Source organism: Asticcacaulis sp. SL142 (genome assembly GCF_026625745.1).
Lineage (GTDB): Bacteria > Pseudomonadota > Alphaproteobacteria > Caulobacterales > Caulobacteraceae > Asticcacaulis.
Genome location: NZ_CP113061.1, coordinates 589777 through 608959 on the forward strand (window position 1 = coordinate 589777; position 19183 = coordinate 608959).

Below are 19183 nucleotides of genomic sequence, written 5' to 3' on the forward strand. Positions count from 1 at the left end.
GGCGCTGATCACGGAATCCTTGCTGGCGGCCCGTTTTCATGGGGTTGGGGATGAGGTACTGACCTAGGCCGTAACTTCCGCTTTAGGGAACACTTCTCACGCGCCGACAAAATGGCCGCTCCGGGCGCTCACGGGCCTAGATTGGAAAATTGAGTAAATTGGCGAAGGAGGGAGGGAAGGCCAGATAAAAGCAGTGCCTCCTTGATCGGCTAAGTCATTGTCTGCACATCGCTTTTTATGGAGACTCGGAAGAGTGCCAAGAGGCGATATCGCTTTAAGCGCTTGAAATTTCGAGTGATTTTAAGCCTCCTAGCCGCAATGGTGCAGAAAGCCTCTCCAGAGTGCCCTCGCGCTGGGCGCTCGCCCTGGCCTTTTTGGGGGCCGGGCGAGCGCTCCACCTGCGGTCAAACGGCGGGTTCCGGGGGTGTAACGAGTATCTGCTAATCTCCGAAGCAACGGTATCTTGGCTCCCGACCAAGGAGCCGACATGCCTTTCAACGCCACAGACAAAATCGCATATCGTATTGATGAAGCCGTGAAGGCATCGGGCCTTGGTCGCTCGTTCTTGTATGAGAAAATGGCCGAGGGCAAACTACGGTCTGTCAAAGTTGGTGGCCGACGTCTGATCCTGCGCAATGACCTGGTCGATTTCCTCAATCAGGGAGGCGAACCAAAGCCGTCAGCGCAAGCCCCCTCGGTAGTGGTTCTAGAGGCTAGAATCGGGTCGACGGCCATTCGACGACCAGCGCAGTTAGAATTGCCCCTCAAGCCCCGTAGATAGGGCCACATAGCCTCATGACTAAGTCTTGGCCAGGTCGTACTATTTGAAAGCGGTAGCCCACACCCGGCTCAGGTGTTAGACTCTGGTATCAACGCTTCGGGATTCTCCATGCTGACGGATCAGCTTTCTCACTTGCCAGACACTAAACGCCGCGAACTTGAACGTGTGGTGCAGGTGCTGTTCGACGAGTTCGAGGACGCCATCAAGTCAAAGCTATCTGATAAGAAGAAACTGGGCCGCATCCTCAAGGTCATATTGTTCGGCTCTTATGCCCGTGGCGACTGGGTTGAAGACCGACTGTCGGGTTACCGCTCCGACTACGATCTTCTGATCGTCGTCAACAGTCACCAGTTCACCGACCTGCATGAATATTGGGCCAAGGCTGACGGGCATTTCATACGAGAACTAACCGTCACCCAGCATATCAAGACACCCGTGAACTTCATCGTTCACAGTCTTGAAGACGTCAATGATCAGTTGGCCAAAGGCAGGCCCTTCTTCTCGGACATCGCCCGCGATGGCATCATGTTATATGAGGCACCGGGCCATCCCTTGGCTAAGTCAAAGCCCCTGACGGATGATGAGATCAAAGCCGAAGCGCAGGGTTATTTTGAACAGTGGTTTATACGAGCAGAGCAATTTCTGTTCACAGCTCAAGACCAATTGGACCGCGACTGGCGAAGCATGTCTGCATTCAATTTCCACCAGGCGACTGAGTCACTTTACCACTGCGCCCTACTTGTCCTCACGCTGTATAGCCCCAAGAGCCACCGCATCACTATGCTAAGGTCTCAAGCAGAGGCTCTGGACGACCGCTTGAAGGTTATCTGGCCCAGTGAGACCAAACTGCACAGGCAAGCCTTTGATCGCCTCCGGAGGGCCTATATCGAGGCCCGCTATTCAGCGGAATACACCGTATCCATCGAGGAGCTAAATTGGCTGAACGAACGAATTGCCGTGCTTCGGGATACGGTCAAGACGATTTGCAGGGAACGCCTTGCACCTCAGCAGCCCACGATATAGCGGTGCAGATTGGACAATAGGACTGCCTCGGAAGACGTACGGACAAGTCTTTGATCCTGGCATCGCGGAGAAGGCGACTAAAGGGTTGGTCGATAACGACTCATCGCTGTTGATATCGAAATACATCTGAAAAATACCCGCATGTACCACGAGAGAGTGTGTTTTTGATGAGAACAGTGCAATGAATCCGTTGCATTAATGGCACGCGGTGTCCAAAAGCATCCGGAAAAGTCCATCTGAAACCATAAAAAACGCTGGGGTCAATCCTGGGGTTTTGATTGCAGCGTTAAAAAATGACGAGCAAAAATAAATACTTATGCGCGGGAGTGGCGGACAGAGTGAGATTCGAACTCACGGTAGGCTTCCACCTACGGCGGTTTTCAAGACCGCTGCCTTAAACCACTCGGCCATCTGTCCGCACGAGCAAGGTTTTGGGTCATAACCCGACTTTTCCGCAATTCCAAGCCGTTAACTAAGATTTTTCTCATTTTCAATAAATTATGCACAAGCCTCATCAACTGATGGGGCGCAGCAATGTGTAATGCGTAGGGTACGGCATGACGATATATTCCGATATGGGAAAAGTCAGGCGTTCTGAATGGCTCAAATCAGGGGCACGCCATCTGTTGTGGGTATTAGCAATCATCTGCTTTGCCCTGATGAGCGCCTGCGCCGGACCGAAATACAAAATCAACAGCAACCCACCCGTCGCCGGGAATGGCACTTACCACTCCGGCACCCTCAAGCCCTACAAAATTCGTGGCCAGACCTACAGGCCAAGCATCCCCGACAAAGGCGATAGCTGGGTGGGCACCGCCTCATGGTACGGCGCAGAATCACCTAACCCGACAACAGCCAATGGCGAATATTTCAACCCCAACGCCGTTTCCGCAGCCCACAAAACCCTGCCTTTACCGTCAATCGTCGAAGTCAAAAATCTGGATAATGGCAAGATTTTAGTCCTGCGGGTCAATGATCGCGGGCCTTTCATTGATGGCAGACTGATTGACCTGTCAAAAGGGGCGGCTCGTGAACTGGGGGTGCTAGGGGCGGGGACAGCCAAGGTGCGCGTCACCTTTTTAGGCCCCGCCGCGCGGGGTCAGCAGGGGGCATCCATAGCGGCAAACGACGGTCGTTACCGCGTCCTGCTGGGCAGCTTTACCGTCAAGGAAAATGCTGATCGCGCCCGCGATAGACTTAGTGATATTTCCATAGAGCGGAAGGGTGAGCTTTATGTCGTCTCCATGGGGCCGTATGACGGCCCGGACAAGGCTGAGCGTGCCCGGCAAAAAGCCTTATCCGAAGGCTTTTTCGATGCGGTGCTGCGCAGAGAGTAATTGGCGCTTAGCCCGTTTAAACGTGCATGGTTCCTGAAAATCGCTTCACACTTTGGGGATTGCACTTTAAGTTCCGGCCATGCGTGGGAAATTCATTACATTTGAAGGCGGTGAGGGGGCGGGCAAGTCCACTCAGGTTAAGCTTCTGGTCAAGCGATTGCGTGATCTGGGATTAGAGGTCGTGCAGACTCGCGAGCCTGGTGGATCACCCGGCGCTGAGGCCTTGCGCGACCTTCTGGTCAAAGGCGACGCATCGCGCTGGTCACCGGTATCTGAGACCCTGATGATGTACGCATCGCGTGCTGACCATCTGGAGAAGGTCATCCGGCCGGCGCTGGAACGCGGCGCATGGGTTGTCTGCGATCGGTTTGCCGATTCGACCCGCGCTTATCAGGGGGCGGGCGGAGGGATTTCGCCTGACTTCATCGAGCAGGTTGATCAGGTCGTGGTGGGGGATACCCAACCTGATCTGACATTGATTTTGGACATGCCGGTCGAGGTCGGCCTTATGCGTGCCAAAGGGCGCGGCGGCGATGAGGATCGGTTTGAAGCCAAGGGCATCGGCTTTCATGAGCGCCTGCGGCAGGGGTTTGTGAAACGTGCAGCCATAGCTCCTGACAGATATAAAATTATTGATGCTGATCAGAGTATTGAGATCATATCTTCAGATATATGGTCGCAAGCGGTGATGCAGTTTCCAGAACTTAAAGGGGCTTAAAAATGGCCTCCCCAGCCTTGGTCGAGGATGCAACGCTTCATCCGCGTAATACTTATGAGTACCGTCAGAATGAGGTCGCAGAGCAGGCGTTTATGGATACCTATGGGCGCGGGCGTCTGCATCATGCCTGGCTGTTATGCGGCCCACAAGGGCTGGGAAAAGCGACCTTTGCCTATCGGGCCGCCCGATTCCTGATGGGAAAAGTTTGCGACCCGTCTTTGGGGCTTATGGGTGTTTCACCGCAAGATCCGGATGCCAAACTCATTGCCGCACAGTCTCATCCTGACATGCTTTCTATTGAGCGCGAAGCCAATGACAGCGGCAAACTAAAGAAGAACATCAGCGTCGAAGCGATCCGCGAGGTCGGTGTGTTTTTCTCAAAAGCACCATCCCGGTCACCATATCGTGTGACCCTAATCGACTCCGTTGATGATTTAAACATCAATTCAGCCAATGCTTTATTGAAGATTCTTGAAGAGCCACCTGAGCGGGGAATATTGTTTCTGGTATCTCATTCGCCGGGGAAGCTGCTTGCTACCATTCGGTCGCGTTGCCGTCGCTTAACTTTCGCGCCGTGGCAGGATGAGGCTGTACGCGCCTTCATTGAACCCGATGTTGATGTTCGTGGGGATGATCTAGCTCGCCTGATTAGCATGGCAAAGGGCTCTCCGGGCAGGGCTCTGAAACTCTGGCAGGATAAGGCACTCGATATGGATGATCTGGCGGGTCGCATCCTGTCATCTTCGCCGCCGCCCCGTGCTGAATTGATCCGTTATGCCACCGAGTTTAAAACCAGTTCAGCGCGTAGTGACGGAGCCAAAAAGTTCAGCCTGTTTATGGATATGCTGTGCGAGCAAGTTCGCGAGCGTGCCCTAAGTAGCCATCCCTATGGTCGCGCAAAACAATGGGCGGATTTGTGGGCGCGGTTAAGCACGGTCACCGCTGAAACCGAAGCCGTGAACCTTGATCGCGGAGAATATTTCTGGGCTTTATGCCGGGATATCAGAGAGATTGCCTGACTATGCTTATCGATAGCCATGTAAACCTTCACGCCCCTCAATATGATGAAGACCGCGAAGATACCATTCTTCGTGCCCGTGCGGCCGGTGTGGGACTTATGGTCAATATCTGCGACCGCGTATCAAATTTCGAGGCCTGTTATAAGATTGCCCGCGACAATCCGGATATCTGGGCGACGGTCGGGACACATCCGCACGAAGCCAGAGAAAATCCCGAACTCAGCGCGGCCACCCTGATCGATTTAGCCAAATTACCCAAAGTGGTGGGAATAGGGGAGTGCGGTCTCGATTTTCACTACGACTACAGCCCACGCGATATTCAGGCAAAGGTGTTTCGGGCGCACATCGAAGCCGCCCGAGACAGCGGATTGCCTCTGGTGGTTCACACCCGTGAAGCCGATGAGGTCATGTGGGATATATTGAGTTGCGAACATCGCAACGGCGAATTTAAATTTCTGCTGCATTGTTACACAAGTGGCGTAGAACTGGCGCGAAAAGCCGTCGATCTTGGGGCCTGGTTTTCCGTCTCAGGCATTGCGACCTTCAAGGCCGCTCAGGATGTGCGCGACATCATCAAAGACATGCCAGCGGATCGGATTATCGTCGAAACCGACTGCCCGTATCTGGCCCCCATACCTTGGCGTGGCCGACGCAATGAACCGGCCTATGTCACGCACGTTTATGACAAACTGGCGGAAATACGTGGATGGAGCCTTGAAGAGACCCGGAAACTGACTGAGGATGCTTTTTTTGAGCTGTTTGATCGCATTTCCAAACCTGTAATCTCATGACAAAAATCATTGAAATTGATGTCCTTGGGTCTGGATGCTCAAGTGGCGTCCCAAGAGTTGACGGTTACTGGGGAGCTTGTGACCCTACAAACCCCAGAAACCGTAGATCCCGGTGCAGTGCTGCGGTGGCCATTTATGATGATCAAACGCCAGATCAGCGCACTCAGGTCATCATAGATACATCGCCAGAGTTCCGGGAGCAGGTGCTGCGCGCAGAAATCAAACATCTGGATGCAATATTGTGGACCCACGATCACGCAGATCAGTCCCATGGCATTGATGATATGAGATTTTTCGCCATTGCCAATCGTCGTAACATTGACGCCTATATGGATCAGGCAACCTATAACGGCCTTTTTCATCGCTTTGAGTATGTTTTTACGGGAAAATTTGGTTATCCGCCAATTTGCACAGCTCATATCATTCCTGATCATGGAACCTTCTGGAATGTTATGGGAAATGGCGGTGCGCTGCCGGTGCTGACTTTTGAACAGGAGCATGGCCCGATAAAATCTGTCGGCTATCGCATTGGTGAGTTTGCCTATTCCAGTGATGTCTCTGATATCAGCGATGATAATTTCGAGCACTTAAAGGGCCTGAAGCTATGGGTCGTCGACGCTTTGCGTTTGGCACCACATCCGACGCACGCACATGTTGAAAAGACGCTAGGCTGGATTGAGCGGGTTAAACCCGAAAGAGCCATCCTGACCAACTTGCATCAGGATCTGGATTACAGCGCTTTGAAATCCATGCTGCCTGAACATGTAGAACCGGCTTATGACGGCATGAAAATCAAACTGATCGCATAAGGAATTTCCCATAATGTTTATTATGCGAAAATTGATAGTCGTTGGGTGGACTCTATTTGGAAGCGCGACTTGTCTTAGTTTTAAGGCCCTACGGGCCAGGCAGAACCCACAAATCCCTTGTGTATAGGATTTGAAGAGTCCTCCGAAAAGCGCAACCTGAATTTCCATGCCTGTTCAGTTTTGTGCGGCAGCGATCCCAATCGAAGGAACGTAGAAGGAGGCAATCTTATCGATAAACCGTTGCGGGTCGCTGCCAACAAGATTGGTCAACACCACGACTGCAAGATCATCATCTGGGTAAATGAAGAAGGCAGCGCGCCCGCCACCTATGCCGCCCACTATCCTGTGCGGCGTAATGCGAACGATTGGCCAGCCCATCGCCCATTCGTTGCGATCTCCATTGTTGAGAATGGCCGTCCAGAGGCGCTTTAAACTGTCAGGCTTCGCCAGAAGCTTTCCTGCTTGAAGCGCGATTATCCAACTCGCTATCTCTTGCGCCGATGCATTCATACCAGCGCCGGTTCGCGTAAAGGGCGGCAGATCGTCCCGCCAACGGCCCAACTGGTTTGTCACGGCTCCGCCGTGACCCGCTCCATAGAAGCTATAGGGCGTCGCCGCGTGTCGCCGCGTCCGGAATAATATCATAGCCATCGCCAAAACGAACATGAGTCATGCCGGCCGGCCTGAACTGATAGGCCGCGAAATAGTCGGTAAACGGCAACGCCACTTAGCTTGTCAATGATCTGCGCCAGCAACGCATAATTGGTCTGGTTATACTCGAAGCGTGTCCCGGGCGCGGATTCCACTGGCAACGCTTTGACTGCTGCCCATGCCCCCTCCTCGGTCCCGCCGCCGATTAAACCGGTGCTGCCTATAATATCAGGCAGGCCGGAGGTGTGCGCGAGAAGTTGATGGACACGGACATTGCGCTATGTGGTCGGCAGGTCGCCGATATAACGCGAAACGGGTGCATCGAGATCGAGCTTTCCGGCCTCAACCAACTGCATCGCCGCGACTCCGGTAAACGACTTTGTCGCCGAGTTGATAGGAAACACCGTATCTGGCATCACTGCGACCTGATGCTCGATGTTCGCGACCCCGAAAGCCTCGGAAAAGATGATACGCCCGTTCCTCACGACCGCGATCTGCGCCCCAGGGATATGCTTCGCAGCTATCTGCTCGCGCATGAAGGCCCGTGCGGCGACATTGGCATCTCGAATGGAGACTTGGGTGGTTGCTGCAGAATTGGTTTGCGCCGCGCAGGGAACTGCGATCATTAGGGCAACGACGAGCGTCATCAATACAGTTCTAAGCACGACAGGAACCTCTCCGTCTTGGTGTAAACGGCGAAGCTCCGCCTTGGGATTTGGCAGGAGTATAAGTAAAAAGCTCACGAGCGCAACTCCGCCTGACTGACATGTCCATAAATCACCTCCAGTCTTATCTCCTAGTCGCACCATCCTTATGGAAACTTTATATAAAAACCAATAAGTTGGCACAATTCATTCAGGTGACGTTCAGCATCGAAGCTTTAAACTGAATGCGTGGTTTCAGATCGCAGTGACGCTCTGAACAAAAATGTGAGGTTTCCAATGTCACGCAAGAATCAATCGAATTTTTCAAACAACAAATCCTCATCAATGGCCGCCGTCGTTTTAGGCTTTGGTCTGCTGATGGGCGCGCCTCTGGCCGCTCAGGCGCAAAACTATGACGGTTATTGCTATCAAAAAAGCAGCAATGCCCGCACCAAAGGTACAGTCATCGGGGCCGTTGCCGGGGCTGCCGTTGGCTCAGGCGTTGCCGCTAAAGGCGCCAAGACCGAAGGCGGCATCTTAGGCGCGATTGTCGGTGGCGCAATCGGTAATCAGATTGGCAAGGAACACAAAGAAACGTCTCGCGCCAATTGCCTGAACAGCCGCTATTATATCTATGACCGGGGCTATTACGATCCCCCCGCGCCACCCAATGGCTACCGGACGGTTTACTTTACGGATCGCCCTCAGTACGACAATTATTACGTACGTCACAACGGCCGCGAAGAACGGTGGGATCGCCGCAAGCATGGCAATCGTGATCGCTACTGATCAGGCTTTAAGCGCCCGGAACATTCCGGGCGTTTCTTTTGTGTGAGGCTCCGTTACCCATATGTCCGAAGCTTTTATTCTGTTGTCATCACCGCCTACCATTTTCGTGCAGGATGAAATCAGAGGCTTTGCGGATAAGGTTATAGATCCATGGGCCTCAGAGGCTCCCCAAAGCACTATTGAGTCTAAAGCCCATTCGGTTCGCGCTATTATCAATTGCAACTCCCGACTGAGCATCAATGCAGAATATATGCAGAGCTTTCCCAAACTCGAATTTATTGCCAGCCATGGCGTAGGCTATGACAATATCGATGCCGTATGGGCGGCGCAAAACGGCATCATGGTCACCAATACGCCAGATGTATTGACCGAAGATGTTGCCGATTTGGCTATGGGATTACTGCTCAGTACCGTGAGGATGGTGCCGCAAGCCGATAGATTTGTACGATCCGGCGGCTGGCGAAAAGGCCCCTTCCCGCTATCTGCATCTTTACAAGGCCGCAGGATAGGGATTGTCGGGCTTGGGCGTATAGGCCGGGCCATAGCCAGACGGGCCGAAGCCTTTGATATAGCCATTTCATATCATGGCCGCCAAAGGCAGGCGCATGTGGATTATGATTACTATGCTGACCTGCTGTCCATGGCGAAGGACTGCGATATTCTGATCGTGGCGGCACCCGCAACGCCTTTGACCCGTCATATTATCAATGCCGAGGTCCTTAAAGCTCTGGGGCCGACTGGCGTACTTATAAATGTATCGCGCGGTAGTCTGGTTGATGAGGATGCCTTAATTCAAACCCTGACATCAGGAACCATTTCTGCCGCAGGACTTGATGTTTACGAAGATGAGCCCAATGTTTCGGCCACGCTTATTGACCTTCAAAACGTGGTATTACTGCCTCATATAGGGTCAGCCACCACAAACACACGTAAGGCTATGGCTCAACTGGTCGCGGCTAATGTCAGGGCCTGGTTATCCGGGCACGATCCTCTCACCCCGGTTCCTGAATGTTCAGGTTTTTGACTTACGGGCGGCATCGGAGTGCCCATCCGGATCACCTGAGGGGTTTTGGGTGTTATTTGACGCACTGCTTTTCGCGTCACTGGTCTCATGAGGTCGCTCCTCATGTGTTGGACGCGGATCGTTTGGTGTTTTAATTTGTGGTCTTGCTGACGCACTTTTTGAGTAGCGGTCATTGGCTATGCCTTTGCCGTTGTGATCGCCGTCAGTTAATCGGTCATCACGAGTTTTCGTTGCCATGAAAGTCTCCTTTTGACTCAGAATGGCACCCGTCAAATAAGAGCGAAATTTCCGCCTCAGGCCGTATCTATAAATTTCCGGCAAGCCCTAATAGGCGTAAAGTTCTTACGTTAAGCGTTCAAGCTATATCGATTTTTTATAAGACGATCGCTTAGGCTTTGCCCATGCATCGCTTCTACATCCCGAAATCTGAAAGTGAAGCGCGGGCAATTCAGGAGGAATTGCGCCGTGAAATTCGCCTGTTCGATGATTTTGATAAGATTGAGACCATAGCCGGTGTCGATGTCGGCTATGATATCGAGAATGGGCTGGCTCATGCATCTATTGTCACCATGTCGATTGATGATCTTAAACCCATCGAAGCGGTTGAAGCCTCAGTGCCGGTTGATTTCCCTTATATTCCCGGACTTCTGGCCTTTAGGGAAATACCTGCGGTTCTGGATGCACTTGATGGGCTGATAACCCGGCCGGATCTGTTCATGGTGGATGGTCAGGGCATTGCGCACCCCCGTCGCCTGGGCATTGCGGCGCATCTGGGTGTTTTATTAAACAAGCCTGCTATTGGCGTGGCTAAATCCCGACTGACCGGACGGTATGATATGCCGGGGATACACAAGGGCGAACAGTCAGCGCTAATGGCGGGCGGAGAGCAGATCGGCGTTGTGCTACGGAGTAAGGATGAAGTTAATCCGCTTTTTGTGTCGCCCGGCCATCGCCTGAGCATGAAAACGGCCGTGGATATAACCTTGCGCTGCCTCACGCGGTTTAAATTACCTGAACCTACGCGACTGGCCGATAAACTCTCTAAGGTTCGACCCGTTAAGCAAATGACACTGCTAAGTGCCTGAGTCCGGGCTTTTACGACGGTAACCGGGCAACGAAAGCCTGAAAACAATTGCCAGTGCGCGTATGATAAATCCGGTTCCAAAAGCTATGGCTACAGCTAATGGCCTATCCACCTGAAGCCACGCCGTCATCACAACATAACTGCCGGCACCGATAACCGCCGCGGTAGCATATATTTCCTGCTGGAGTACCAGAGAGGTTTCCTGGCATAAAACATCGCGGATGATGCCGCCAAACGTGGCTGTCATCACGCCCATGCCGATCGCGACCATACCCGATGTGCCGTGAGCCAGAGCTACCTCGGCGCCAACAACCGCAAACAACGCCAGACCTGCGGCGTCGGCCCATAAAAGCCATCTGTGCTTGAGTTCGATAATATGGGCCACAAAATAGGTCAGTGCAGCGCTGATAAGGCATATCCACAATATATGCGGCGCCCCTACCCAGCCCACCGGCGAAACCCCCAAAAGCAGGTCGCGTAATGTGCCGCCACCTATCGCTGTTATCGTGCCGACTAAAATAAAACTTATAATATCCAGATTTTTACGCGCAGCAACTAAACCACCACTTACGGCAAAGACAACGGTCCCCGCAAGGTTAAGCCAATGAACAACAGGATCGATTATGTGGTTCAGCATAGAAAATAACGGCCTTGGTTATGACGCGTCACTCTCTATCAGATATTAAAGGTTTTACCCAGTCGATTAAGGCTGATCATAGGGGTCGCGCTCTGTCGGCGCATATAGTCCGGTGATAACCCTTGCGGCAATACCGCCCGCATCGATGCGGCTACCGTACTTTGAGCATGGATCATTGTCTTTGGTATAGGTTCGCTTGGCGGGCGCTGGCTCCGGTGACATGATGCGCGCCGCTTCATCGGCAAAAGGTTCGGCAAACTGCAAGGCATCACCCAGTCGGGATAAGGAAGGTGTATCCGTGCCTACCGCCTGCGCCCTGCGCGCCCATATGATCGCTGCGATTTGTTGATTATCGCGCAACATTTCCGCTTCAGCCCCTAAGCCGCCTAATGATCCGGGCAGCCTTAACCCGACAGGACCGGGAATGAACTGCCCTGCAACCGCCGCAACACCTGAGGCGGCAGCACCGGTAGGCTCAAACCAAGTGACGGCCATTTTGATTTCGGCGTCACTTTTCGTTTGCTCTTTTACAATTTCGTAGCGCTCCGATAGCTCGAAGCACATTTGAGCTTCAATTTCGCTCAATACAATCTGGCGCTCTTTGTCATTGAGCACATAACGCGTATGCTCACCTGTGGCTAACACAGCCGGGTGCAGATACAGGCGTGTAACTTCATTGAGACCGGTAAGGTCGCGCTTTGCCTTGAAACGTGCGCGTCCTGCCTTTTGATCGGATAGTCCCTCGATACTGGATAAGGTTGTATGGCTGATATCCGGCGCGCTTACACAGGCTGAAAGCGCCAGCATGCTGATAAGCAATGCGAATATTTTACAATATGAAAACATTGTTCACTCCCCTTTTCAGACCTGTTACGCTCAGGGGTTGAAAGTGGATGCGACAGGCTTCAGCATTTTTCGGATATTAAATATTTCAATTTTAGTAATCTGAGTTGCGCCTGAATAAAATGACAATCAGGGAGACGAACATGACTGATATATCACGCCGCAGGCTTATGGCAGTGACGGCGGGTATGGCGTTTGCGGGCACGGCATGCGCAACCGAAGCGGCACCCCCGAGCGATGAGTTTGTAACGGTAGAGGGCCTGCATTTTAAGCTCAAAGGCCAGACCTATCGTTTTGTCGGGGCTAATATCTGGTACGGAGCCTATTTGGGCGCCCCGGCAGCGTTCGGAAACCGCACCCGTCTGCTTAAGGAACTGGACGACCTTAAAGCCCTTGGCGTCACTAATTTACGCGTACTGGCGTCTTCTGAACTGTCCCCTATCAATAACTCTCTGGATCCGGCGTTTAGCTCCAAAGATAAGGGCGTTTACAATCAGGATTTGCTGACCGGACTCGATTTCCTTCTGGCCGAAATGACCAAGCGCGATATGAAGGCGGTGCTTTACCTGACTAACTTCTGGGAGTGGTCGGGGGGCATGATGGCCTATATTGATTACACGACGGGTAAGTTCATCAACAATGGTGACCCTAAATACCCGTGGCCCGCCTATGCAGATTACGCCTCTCAGTTCTATGCCAATCAGACCGCCATTAAACTCTATCATGACTATGTCCGGATGCTGGTCGCGCGCACCAATTCGGTAACAAAACAAGCCTATGTCAATGATCCGACCATTATGGCGTGGCAGCTATCTAATGAACCCCGCCCCGGCGGTGGCCCGGAAATCGCGGCAAAGAATATGCCGGTTTATCTGGAATGGATTTCTCAAACCACTAAGCTTATCCAAAACCTGGATAAAAACCACCTTGTCTCATTGGGACACGAAGGCCTGATGGGGGCCGTTGGCAACGAACAGTTTGTCATCGATGCTCATAAAGATATCGATTATCTTACCGCGCACATTTGGCCACAGAACTGGAGTTGGGTTGATGGTGCGAATTTGCCGGGAACCTTTGCCGCTGGCGAAGCCAAGGTGCGCAAATATATCGACGATCACATCGCCATAGCTGAAAAAATCAAGAAGCCTCTCGTTTTCGAAGAATTCGGATTTCCGCGCGATAATGTGGCCTATGAACCTGGCACGCCAACCGAGTGGAAAGACAAGTTTTACAGCATGGTATACGGAGCTGTTGATACCGCCATTAAAACAGGTGGCCCTGTCATGGGGTCTAATTTCTGGGCATGGGGTGGCTCAGGGCGGGCTCGGCATAAGGACTATCACATGCGGCGCGGCGAAACCTCATATGTCGGCGATCCGCCTCATGAGCCTCAGGGCTGGTATAGTGTATTTAATACCGACACCAGCACTCAGGCTTTGATCAAGGCCCATGCTGACGCGATAAAAGCTGTTCACTAATAAGGCCGCACCGGTTGATCCGGTGCGGTTTTTTCTTATCCTTAGTGTCAGGTCATGCCTTCAATGATATCAGATACTCATGAACAGCCCTGAACACATAATCGATGCGCGTGGACACCGCTGCCCAGTTCCAACCCTGAAACTGCGAAAATTGCTGGAAAACCTGGCTACCGGAACGGTCGTGACCCTATGGGTGGATGATCCTATGGCGCAGATAGATGTTCCACATTTTTGCAATAAAAATAACTATATAATTACATCATTTAACCATGAAGATGAATTCATGACGTTTGTGGTAACCTCCTCCCGAACCGATTAAGCCCTATCTTATGATTATAACTTCTGTATAAGAATCTGAACCAAACCAAGTATCTGCGTATCGATTCTGCAGGAGCCCAAAGTGACGCTGAATGCGCGCCTCCTCATCCTGAGCCGGAATGACGGCTGGTCAACGTACCTCGGTGACGCCATGGATCGTCTGGGGTGGAGAACCATCACGGCTACGCATGAACGGGCAGCTATGGCCGCTATAAGCGATCTTCAGGTTGAAGCCGTGCTGATCGATGCCGATCATCCGGCAGCCTCGGCTGATCTGGTCTATGATCTGCGTACCGCCTGTCAGCCCCGCCGTCTGCCCATTATTCTGGTCACCGATAAGTCATCCTATGACATTCCCTCAGGGTGGGACATGGTGTTCAACTCTCAGGCCCACCCTCACCAGATCATGTTGAGGCTGGAGCATATGGTTCGCACCAATGTGGCCGAAGAGGAATATGATCTGCGGCGTGAAACCTTTGCTGATCTTAATATGTCCTCACTGGAATCGCTTGGGTTGGGTGCAGGCTTGCGCATACTTTCAGTAGGTGACCCCGATCCGGCGTTTTTGGGCCTCATGAATACGTTACGCGTGCAGGGCGCTGAGGTTATTGGCGCCTTTTCAAGCTACAGTGCTTTTGACTACCTGCATGAAACAGAATTTGACACGGTAGTGCTGTGGGGCGGATCGACCCCCGCCGAGGCTTTGTCGGTTGCCGCCGGTATGCGCCGGAATACCCGTCTTTATCACACGCCAGTATTCCTGCGGCTGCAAAAAGCCGTGGAGATTGATGTCGGTGAGGCCTATTTGCGGGGCGTCAGCGATATCTCCTATCCCGAAACCACGGAGCCGGAAATTGCTGACCGGATATTGCGTCTGGCCAGAGCCTATCGCCGTCAGTTCACGATCCGCAAAGCTTTGGAGGGCCTGCGCAGTGGGTCGAAGATGGACAAAGGCACAGGCTTGTTCAGCCGTGATCTTTTTGCCTCCCACCTCGCCCGCCTGTCAAAGGCGGCGGCCGAACGCAATCGCCCGTTAAGCGTGTGCGTACTCAAGATCAGTGAGACGCCGGATATCGCCGCCGCTCGCTCTCGTAAGGCGCTCGAGCGCGCCATGCCGCAGATTGGCTCAATGATTTCACGTCTGGTTCGTGCCGAAGATACCGCCGGCAGACTTTCCCCGGAAGTTTTTGCATTGGCCCTGCCCGCCACCCCTTACGCAGCGGCGCAGAATGTTGGCGAACGGATCGCCGCCGTTATCGGTTGCACGGCCTTTGAGGCCGGTTCCGGCAAATCACCCTTTATCGTTGAATTCGATGTGGGGGTGGCCGAACTTATGCCCAATGAGCCCGCAGCCTCAGCCCTGATGCGTGCTGCCGCGGCCGTAAACCGGCGCCAGGAAGCGGTTTAATCCGCACGCCTAGGCAACCAGAGCCGCCAGTTCCTTCATTATTCTTTCCGCTGCCTGAAGGCGTTCGGCGCCGTTTTCCCACTCCCCCTTGACCAGAAGCTTTTGATCGGGACGCAGGCGCCAATCACCGGGGCGTGCCTGAATAAGCCCGATCAGGCCGCCGGGATTGGCAAAATGATTGTTGCGGAACGTGATTACAGCACCTTTTGGGCCAACATCGATCTTGGCAACATTGGCCTGACGGCAAAGGCCTTTGATGCCAACCACCTTAAGCAGTTGTTGCGCTTCATCCGGGATGGGGCCAAACCGGTCAATAAGCTCCGCCGCCAGAGCTTCCCGATCCTCCAGCTTTTCAGCTTCGGAAACGCGGCGATAGAGTGACAAACGAATATTGAGATCCGGAATATAGTTTTCGGGAATCATGACCGCCGCACCCGCGTTGATTTGCGGCGACCAGCCACGATCATCGGCAATGGTGTCACCTTTAGCTTTCAGCTCAGCCACGGCATCCTCAAGCATTTGCTGATAAAGCTCCACGCCAATTTCACGGATATGGCCGGACTGCTCGTTACCGAGCAAATTACCCCCACCACGAATATCGAGGTCATGACTGGCAAGCTGGAACCCGGCCCCAAGATTATCAAGGGATTGCAGCACTCTAAGCCGTTTCTCTGAGGCGACACTTAAGGTTTTGTTGGGCGGTGTTGTCAGATAAGCGAACGCACGCGTCTTGGATCTGCCCACCCGTCCACGGATTTGATATAGCTGGGCCAACCCAAACATATCAGCCCGATGAACAATCAAAGTGTTTGCCGTAGGGACATCAAGGCCGGACTCAACGATCGTGGTCGATACGAGTACATCATACTGCCCCTCATAAAAGGCCGTCATGACATCTTCCAACTGAGTCGGTGATAACTGGCCATGGCCGACAGTGAATTTGATCTCAGGCACCTGTTCCCGCAGGAAGGCCTGAATATCTTCCAAATCGCTTAAGCGCGGCACGACGTAGTATGCCTGCCCGCCACGGTATTTTTCCCGCAGCAATGCTTCGCGGATCGATACCTGATCAAACGGCAGGACATAGGTTCGCACCGCCAGCCGGTCGACAGGGGGCGTGGCGATAATTGACATTTCACGGATGCCGGACAAGGCCATTTGCAGGGTGCGCGGGATAGGCGTCGCTGATAGCGACAGCATATGAACATCTGCGCGCAGAGTTTTTAGCTTCTCTTTGTGCTTGACGCCGAAATGTTGCTCTTCATCAACAATTACAATGCCTAAATTTTTAAAGTTAACCTGTTCCGACAGAATAGCATGTGTCCCGATTACGATTTCAATCTCACCATTTTTCAGGCCCTCACGGGTTTCATCGGCGTCTTTGCGCGTGACCATACGCGACAAATGCCGCACCCTGACGGGCCAGCCCTGAAAACGCTGACTGAAGGTCTTGAAGTGCTGCCGCGCCAGCAATGTCGTCGGGCAAACTATGGCCACCTGCTGCCCTGACATAGCGACGACAAATGCGGCCCGCAGCGCCACTTCGGTCTTACCAAAACCAACATCACCGCAGATGAGCCTGTCCATAGGGTGACCCTTAGACAGGTCTTCGAGCACATCGGCAATGGCATTTAGCTGATCTTCGGTTTCCTCATACGGAAACTGAGCGCAAAACTCATCATAAAGCCCCGATGGCGGATCAATCTGAACCCCAATTTTTAGCGCTCTGGCCGCCGCCAATTGAATGAGTCCGTCCGCCATCTCACGCAGACGGTCTTTAGTCTTAGCCTTACGGGCCTGCCAACTGGCTGACCCCAGACGATCCAGTTGAGCGCTGTCACTATCCGCCCCATAACGGGTCAGAAGATCGATATTTTCAACCGGCAGATAAAGCTTAGCATCGCCAGCATATTGCAGTTCAAGGCAATCATGCGGTGCCTGATCTACAGTCAGCGTTTTCAAACCATCATAGCGGCCTATGCCATGTTCAATGTGGACGACCAGATCACCTTGAGACAAGGCTGAAGCTTCGGCCAGAAAGTTATTAGCTCTGCGTCGTTTACGTGGTCTTGCTAATCTATCACCTAAGATGTCTGTTTCAGCGATTATGGCCAGGGTTTCGGTTTCAAATCCCTGATCCAGCGGCAAAACGGCGCGTTGTACGGGCTTGGCTTTCGTGCCTGCAATGCCAAACGTCATGGCGTCAGTCCATGTCTTGGCCTGCCTGACAGTTCCCAAACCGTGATCACCTAACAAAGCGGAGAGCCGCTCAGATGACCCGTCGGTCCACGACGCAAAGATAACGCGCTTACCGGCTTTGGATAGCGCTTTGGCGTGATCGGCAACCGCCGTGAACAGGTTAACGCTGTCCTGCAGCCTTTCGGCCGCAAAACTGCGTCCGGGCCGTGCGCCCAGATCAATCACCCCGTTGCCTTCTCCGTGCGCAACCTCAAACCGTCGCATGCGGCACCGCGTCAGCGCCGAATTCCACTCACCAGCGGTTAAATACAGCCGTCCCGGCGGTAAAGCCCGGTAAGACGCACCACCTTTTTGCTCCGACGCCTGTTTGCGGGCCTGATAGGCGTCTTCAATGCTAACCTGACGCTCTTCAAATGCGGCTTCTGCCAAAGGGTCGAGAAAGATCAGGCTGCCTGTTGGCACATAATCAAATACGCTGCTGAGATTTTCGTAAAACAGCGGCAGCATATGCTCCATGCCCTGACGCCGGATACCGTTGGATACAGCGGCATATAAGGGATCATCTCCGGCGGCACCAAAGGCTTCCAGATACCCCTGCCGAAAGCGTTTGATGCTGCTCTCATCTAGCAAGACCTCACTTACCGCCATGAAGTCCAGACCGTGTACGGTTTTTAACGAGCGTTGCGTCTCCGGATCGAATGTGCGCAGGGATTCCAGCGTGTCACCGAAAAAATCGAGACGAACAGGTTCGTCCTGACTTGGTGAAAACACATCGACAATCCCCCCCCTGACGGCAAACTCGCCCTTTTCCGATACGGTCGACACCCGGTTATAACCGTTGCGCGCAAAGTAACTTTCTAGTTTTGCTATATCGATTGTCTGCCCAGGGCGCAGAGACAGAAAGCTATCCTTAGTAACCTGTCTGGGCGCTACTTTCTGGCTGATGGCCGCCGCCGTTGTCAGCAGCAATAAGGGGGTAGCCGTTTTATCCTGACCTGCGACCGCCTGAAGCCGTGTCAGGCTGGCCATACGCTGAGCCACCAACCCGCCACTGGGACTTACGCGATCATAAGGCAGGCAATCCCACGCCGGAAGCTTAACGACCTCCAGATCCGGCGTGTAAAAACTCAATTCTTCGGCGACAGCGTTCATGCGGCCATAGTCACGCGCTATGAACACACCAAACCCTTCGGAACGCACCATGTCGGACAGGATCAGGCTGTCGAATCCTGAGGGGCACCCGGAAAGCGTTAATTGGCGGGCATTGCCTGAAATCGCGGCTAAATCAGTCATACTATATTAAATTTTCGTATAAGCTTTTTTGTAATAATCATTGAGTTCATTCATAATTACAGATTGAAACTCAACCGGTGTCGGGTCGCGCTCAATGATCCAACCGTAAAGATCCTGATCAGGCACTTCAATCAGAACCTCAAATATATCTAGTTCGGCATCTGTCATTGTGCTGAGGCGATCATCGGCATAATTGCCCAATATGATATCGGCTTCCTTGAAACCACGACGCCAGGCGCGAAATGACAACTTACGTTCGCGTGCCAGACGGGTATCGTTACGGGGTTCGGTCATGACTTTGTGACTCCAGCCCTCCAATTGAGGGGGATAATACGAA

Annotated in this window: 19 protein-coding genes, 1 tRNA gene and 1 pseudogene; 13 read left to right on the forward strand and 8 right to left on the reverse strand. The window is 52.9% G+C overall.

What is annotated here, in order from left to right:
- Window positions 1–577: 577 nt before the first annotated feature.
- Together OVA03_RS02690 and OVA03_RS02695 are read left to right on the forward strand one after the other, a co-directional pair.
- The gene (locus tag OVA03_RS02690; RefSeq protein ID WP_420710517.1) at window positions 578–781 is read left to right on the forward strand and encodes a hypothetical protein; all 204 of its coding nucleotides are present in this window, start codon (window positions 578–580) and stop codon (window positions 779–781) included.
- A 108-nt stretch (window positions 782–889) separates the two neighbouring features.
- The gene (locus OVA03_RS02695; protein ID WP_267526667.1) at window positions 890–1804 is read left to right on the forward strand and encodes a nucleotidyltransferase and HEPN domain-containing protein; all 915 of its coding nucleotides are present in this window, start codon (window positions 890–892) and stop codon (window positions 1802–1804) included.
- 327 nt (window positions 1805–2131) lie between these two features.
- On the opposite strand, the gene OVA03_RS02700 is transcribed toward OVA03_RS02695, so the two are convergent.
- Window positions 2132–2221, reverse strand: a tRNA-Ser gene (locus OVA03_RS02700).
- Window positions 2222–2361: 140 nt separating this feature from the next.
- Here OVA03_RS02700 and OVA03_RS02705 point away from each other — a divergent pair.
- The 5 genes from OVA03_RS02705 to OVA03_RS02725 all read left to right on the forward strand — a co-directional run bounded on the left by OVA03_RS02705 (window position 2362) and on the right by OVA03_RS02725 (window position 6478).
- Complete coding sequence (locus OVA03_RS02705) at window positions 2362–3141, forward strand: septal ring lytic transglycosylase RlpA family protein (RefSeq protein WP_267526668.1); 780 nt, start codon at window positions 2362–2364, stop codon at window positions 3139–3141.
- A 79-nt stretch (window positions 3142–3220) separates the two neighbouring features.
- Window positions 3221–3859, forward strand: coding sequence for a dTMP kinase (tmk, locus tag OVA03_RS02710; protein WP_267526669.1), 639 nt, complete (start codon window positions 3221–3223; stop codon window positions 3857–3859).
- Window positions 3860–3876: 17 nt separating this feature from the next.
- The gene (locus OVA03_RS02715) at window positions 3877–4878 is read left to right on the forward strand and encodes a DNA polymerase III subunit delta' (protein WP_267526670.1); all 1002 of its coding nucleotides are present in this window, start codon (window positions 3877–3879) and stop codon (window positions 4876–4878) included.
- A 2-nt stretch (window positions 4879–4880) separates the two neighbouring features.
- A complete protein-coding gene (locus OVA03_RS02720) occupies window positions 4881–5669 on the forward strand; it encodes a TatD family hydrolase (protein ID WP_267526671.1) in 789 nt (262 codons plus the stop codon).
- A gap of 125 nt (window positions 5670–5794) precedes the next feature.
- Complete coding sequence (locus tag OVA03_RS02725; RefSeq protein WP_324291024.1) at window positions 5795–6478, forward strand: MBL fold metallo-hydrolase; 684 nt, start codon at window positions 5795–5797, stop codon at window positions 6476–6478.
- 174 nt (window positions 6479–6652) lie between these two features.
- Here OVA03_RS02725 and OVA03_RS02730 read toward each other — a convergent pair whose 3' ends face one another.
- Complete coding sequence (locus tag OVA03_RS02730; protein WP_267526673.1) at window positions 6653–7051, reverse strand: serine hydrolase; 399 nt, start codon at window positions 7049–7051, stop codon at window positions 6653–6655.
- Window positions 7052–7119: 68 nt separating this feature from the next.
- Window positions 7120–7938 (reverse strand): annotated as a pseudogene (locus OVA03_RS02735) (serine hydrolase domain-containing protein).
- A 132-nt stretch (window positions 7939–8070) separates the two neighbouring features.
- Between OVA03_RS02735 and OVA03_RS02740 the strand changes: the two are divergent.
- Window positions 8071–8562 (forward strand): glycine zipper 2TM domain-containing protein, encoded by a 492-nt coding sequence (locus OVA03_RS02740; protein WP_267526674.1) that lies wholly within the window; start codon window positions 8071–8073, stop codon window positions 8560–8562.
- 61 nt (window positions 8563–8623) lie between these two features.
- On the forward strand, window positions 8624–9586 hold the full coding sequence (locus tag OVA03_RS02745; protein WP_267526675.1) for a 2-hydroxyacid dehydrogenase: 963 nt from the start codon (window positions 8624–8626) through the stop codon (window positions 9584–9586).
- Here the strand turns inward: OVA03_RS02745 and OVA03_RS02750 are convergent.
- Window positions 9575–9823: a hypothetical protein gene (locus OVA03_RS02750; protein ID WP_267526676.1), complete on the reverse strand. Its 249-nt coding sequence runs from the start codon at window positions 9821–9823 to the stop codon at window positions 9575–9577. The two genes, OVA03_RS02745 and OVA03_RS02750, sit on opposite strands and share 12 nt — an antisense overlap.
- Before the next feature lie 164 nt (window positions 9824–9987).
- On the opposite strand from OVA03_RS02750, the gene nfi reads away from it, so the two are divergent.
- Window positions 9988–10671 (forward strand): deoxyribonuclease V, encoded by a 684-nt coding sequence (nfi, locus tag OVA03_RS02755; protein ID WP_267526677.1) that lies wholly within the window; start codon window positions 9988–9990, stop codon window positions 10669–10671.
- Here the strand turns inward: nfi and OVA03_RS02760 are convergent.
- Together OVA03_RS02760 and OVA03_RS02765 are read right to left on the reverse strand one after the other, a co-directional pair.
- The gene (locus OVA03_RS02760; RefSeq protein ID WP_267526678.1) at window positions 10660–11307 is read right to left on the reverse strand and encodes a trimeric intracellular cation channel family protein; all 648 of its coding nucleotides are present in this window, start codon (window positions 11305–11307) and stop codon (window positions 10660–10662) included. The genes nfi and OVA03_RS02760 overlap by 12 nt on opposite strands.
- A gap of 66 nt (window positions 11308–11373) precedes the next feature.
- On the reverse strand, window positions 11374–12153 hold the full coding sequence (locus tag OVA03_RS02765; protein ID WP_267526679.1) for a DUF3313 family protein: 780 nt from the start codon (window positions 12151–12153) through the stop codon (window positions 11374–11376).
- A 140-nt stretch (window positions 12154–12293) separates the two neighbouring features.
- On the opposite strand from OVA03_RS02765, the gene OVA03_RS02770 reads away from it, so the two are divergent.
- From OVA03_RS02770 to OVA03_RS02780, 3 genes are all read left to right on the forward strand, one after another.
- Complete coding sequence (locus tag OVA03_RS02770; protein WP_267526680.1) at window positions 12294–13628, forward strand: glycoside hydrolase 5 family protein; 1335 nt, start codon at window positions 12294–12296, stop codon at window positions 13626–13628.
- A 79-nt stretch (window positions 13629–13707) separates the two neighbouring features.
- Window positions 13708–13947: a sulfurtransferase TusA family protein gene (locus OVA03_RS02775; RefSeq protein ID WP_267526681.1), complete on the forward strand. Its 240-nt coding sequence runs from the start codon at window positions 13708–13710 to the stop codon at window positions 13945–13947.
- An 81-nt stretch (window positions 13948–14028) separates the two neighbouring features.
- Entirely contained in the window at window positions 14029–15354 is a 1326-nt protein-coding gene (locus OVA03_RS02780) for a diguanylate cyclase domain-containing protein (RefSeq protein ID WP_267526682.1), read from the forward strand.
- Between the two features lie 9 nt (window positions 15355–15363).
- Here OVA03_RS02780 and mfd read toward each other — a convergent pair whose 3' ends face one another.
- Window positions 15364–18846 (reverse strand): transcription-repair coupling factor, encoded by a 3483-nt coding sequence (mfd, locus tag OVA03_RS02785; RefSeq protein WP_267526683.1) that lies wholly within the window; start codon window positions 18844–18846, stop codon window positions 15364–15366.
- A gap of 6 nt (window positions 18847–18852) precedes the next feature.
- Window positions 18853–19140 carry a succinate dehydrogenase assembly factor 2 gene (locus OVA03_RS02790; RefSeq protein ID WP_267526684.1) on the reverse strand — a complete coding sequence of 96 codons (288 nt, stop codon included), beginning with the start codon at window positions 19138–19140 and terminating at the stop codon, window positions 18853–18855.
- Window positions 19141–19183 lie beyond the last annotated feature (43 nt).

Excerpts from the sequence above, each read along its gene's own strand:
- OVA03_RS02690 (WP_420710517.1), top strand. The coding sequence starts at position 578 with ATGGCCGAGGGCAAACTACGGTCTGTCAAAGTTGGTGGCCGACGTCTG.
- OVA03_RS02695 (WP_267526667.1), top strand. The coding sequence starts at position 890 with ATGCTGACGGATCAGCTTTCTCACTTGCCAGACACTAAACGCCGCGAA.
- OVA03_RS02705 (WP_267526668.1), top strand. The coding sequence starts at position 2,362 with ATGACGATATATTCCGATATGGGAAAAGTCAGGCGTTCTGAATGGCTC.
- tmk (WP_267526669.1), top strand. The coding sequence starts at position 3,221 with ATGCGTGGGAAATTCATTACATTTGAAGGCGGTGAGGGGGCGGGCAAG.
- OVA03_RS02720 (WP_267526671.1), top strand. The coding sequence starts at position 4,881 with ATGCTTATCGATAGCCATGTAAACCTTCACGCCCCTCAATATGATGAA.
- OVA03_RS02740 (WP_267526674.1), top strand. The coding sequence starts at position 8,071 with ATGTCACGCAAGAATCAATCGAATTTTTCAAACAACAAATCCTCATCA.
- OVA03_RS02745 (WP_267526675.1), top strand. The coding sequence starts at position 8,624 with ATGTCCGAAGCTTTTATTCTGTTGTCATCACCGCCTACCATTTTCGTG.
- OVA03_RS02750 (WP_267526676.1), bottom strand. The coding sequence starts at position 9,823 with ATGGCAACGAAAACTCGTGATGACCGATTAACTGACGGCGATCACAAC.
- nfi (WP_267526677.1), top strand. The coding sequence starts at position 9,988 with ATGCATCGCTTCTACATCCCGAAATCTGAAAGTGAAGCGCGGGCAATT.
- OVA03_RS02760 (WP_267526678.1), bottom strand. The coding sequence starts at position 11,307 with ATGCTGAACCACATAATCGATCCTGTTGTTCATTGGCTTAACCTTGCG.
- OVA03_RS02765 (WP_267526679.1), bottom strand. The coding sequence starts at position 12,153 with ATGTTTTCATATTGTAAAATATTCGCATTGCTTATCAGCATGCTGGCG.
- OVA03_RS02770 (WP_267526680.1), top strand. The coding sequence starts at position 12,294 with ATGACTGATATATCACGCCGCAGGCTTATGGCAGTGACGGCGGGTATG.
- OVA03_RS02775 (WP_267526681.1), top strand. The coding sequence starts at position 13,708 with ATGAACAGCCCTGAACACATAATCGATGCGCGTGGACACCGCTGCCCA.
- mfd (WP_267526683.1), bottom strand. The coding sequence starts at position 18,846 with ATGACTGATTTAGCCGCGATTTCAGGCAATGCCCGCCAATTAACGCTT.
- OVA03_RS02790 (WP_267526684.1), bottom strand. The coding sequence starts at position 19,140 with ATGACCGAACCCCGTAACGATACCCGTCTGGCACGCGAACGTAAGTTG.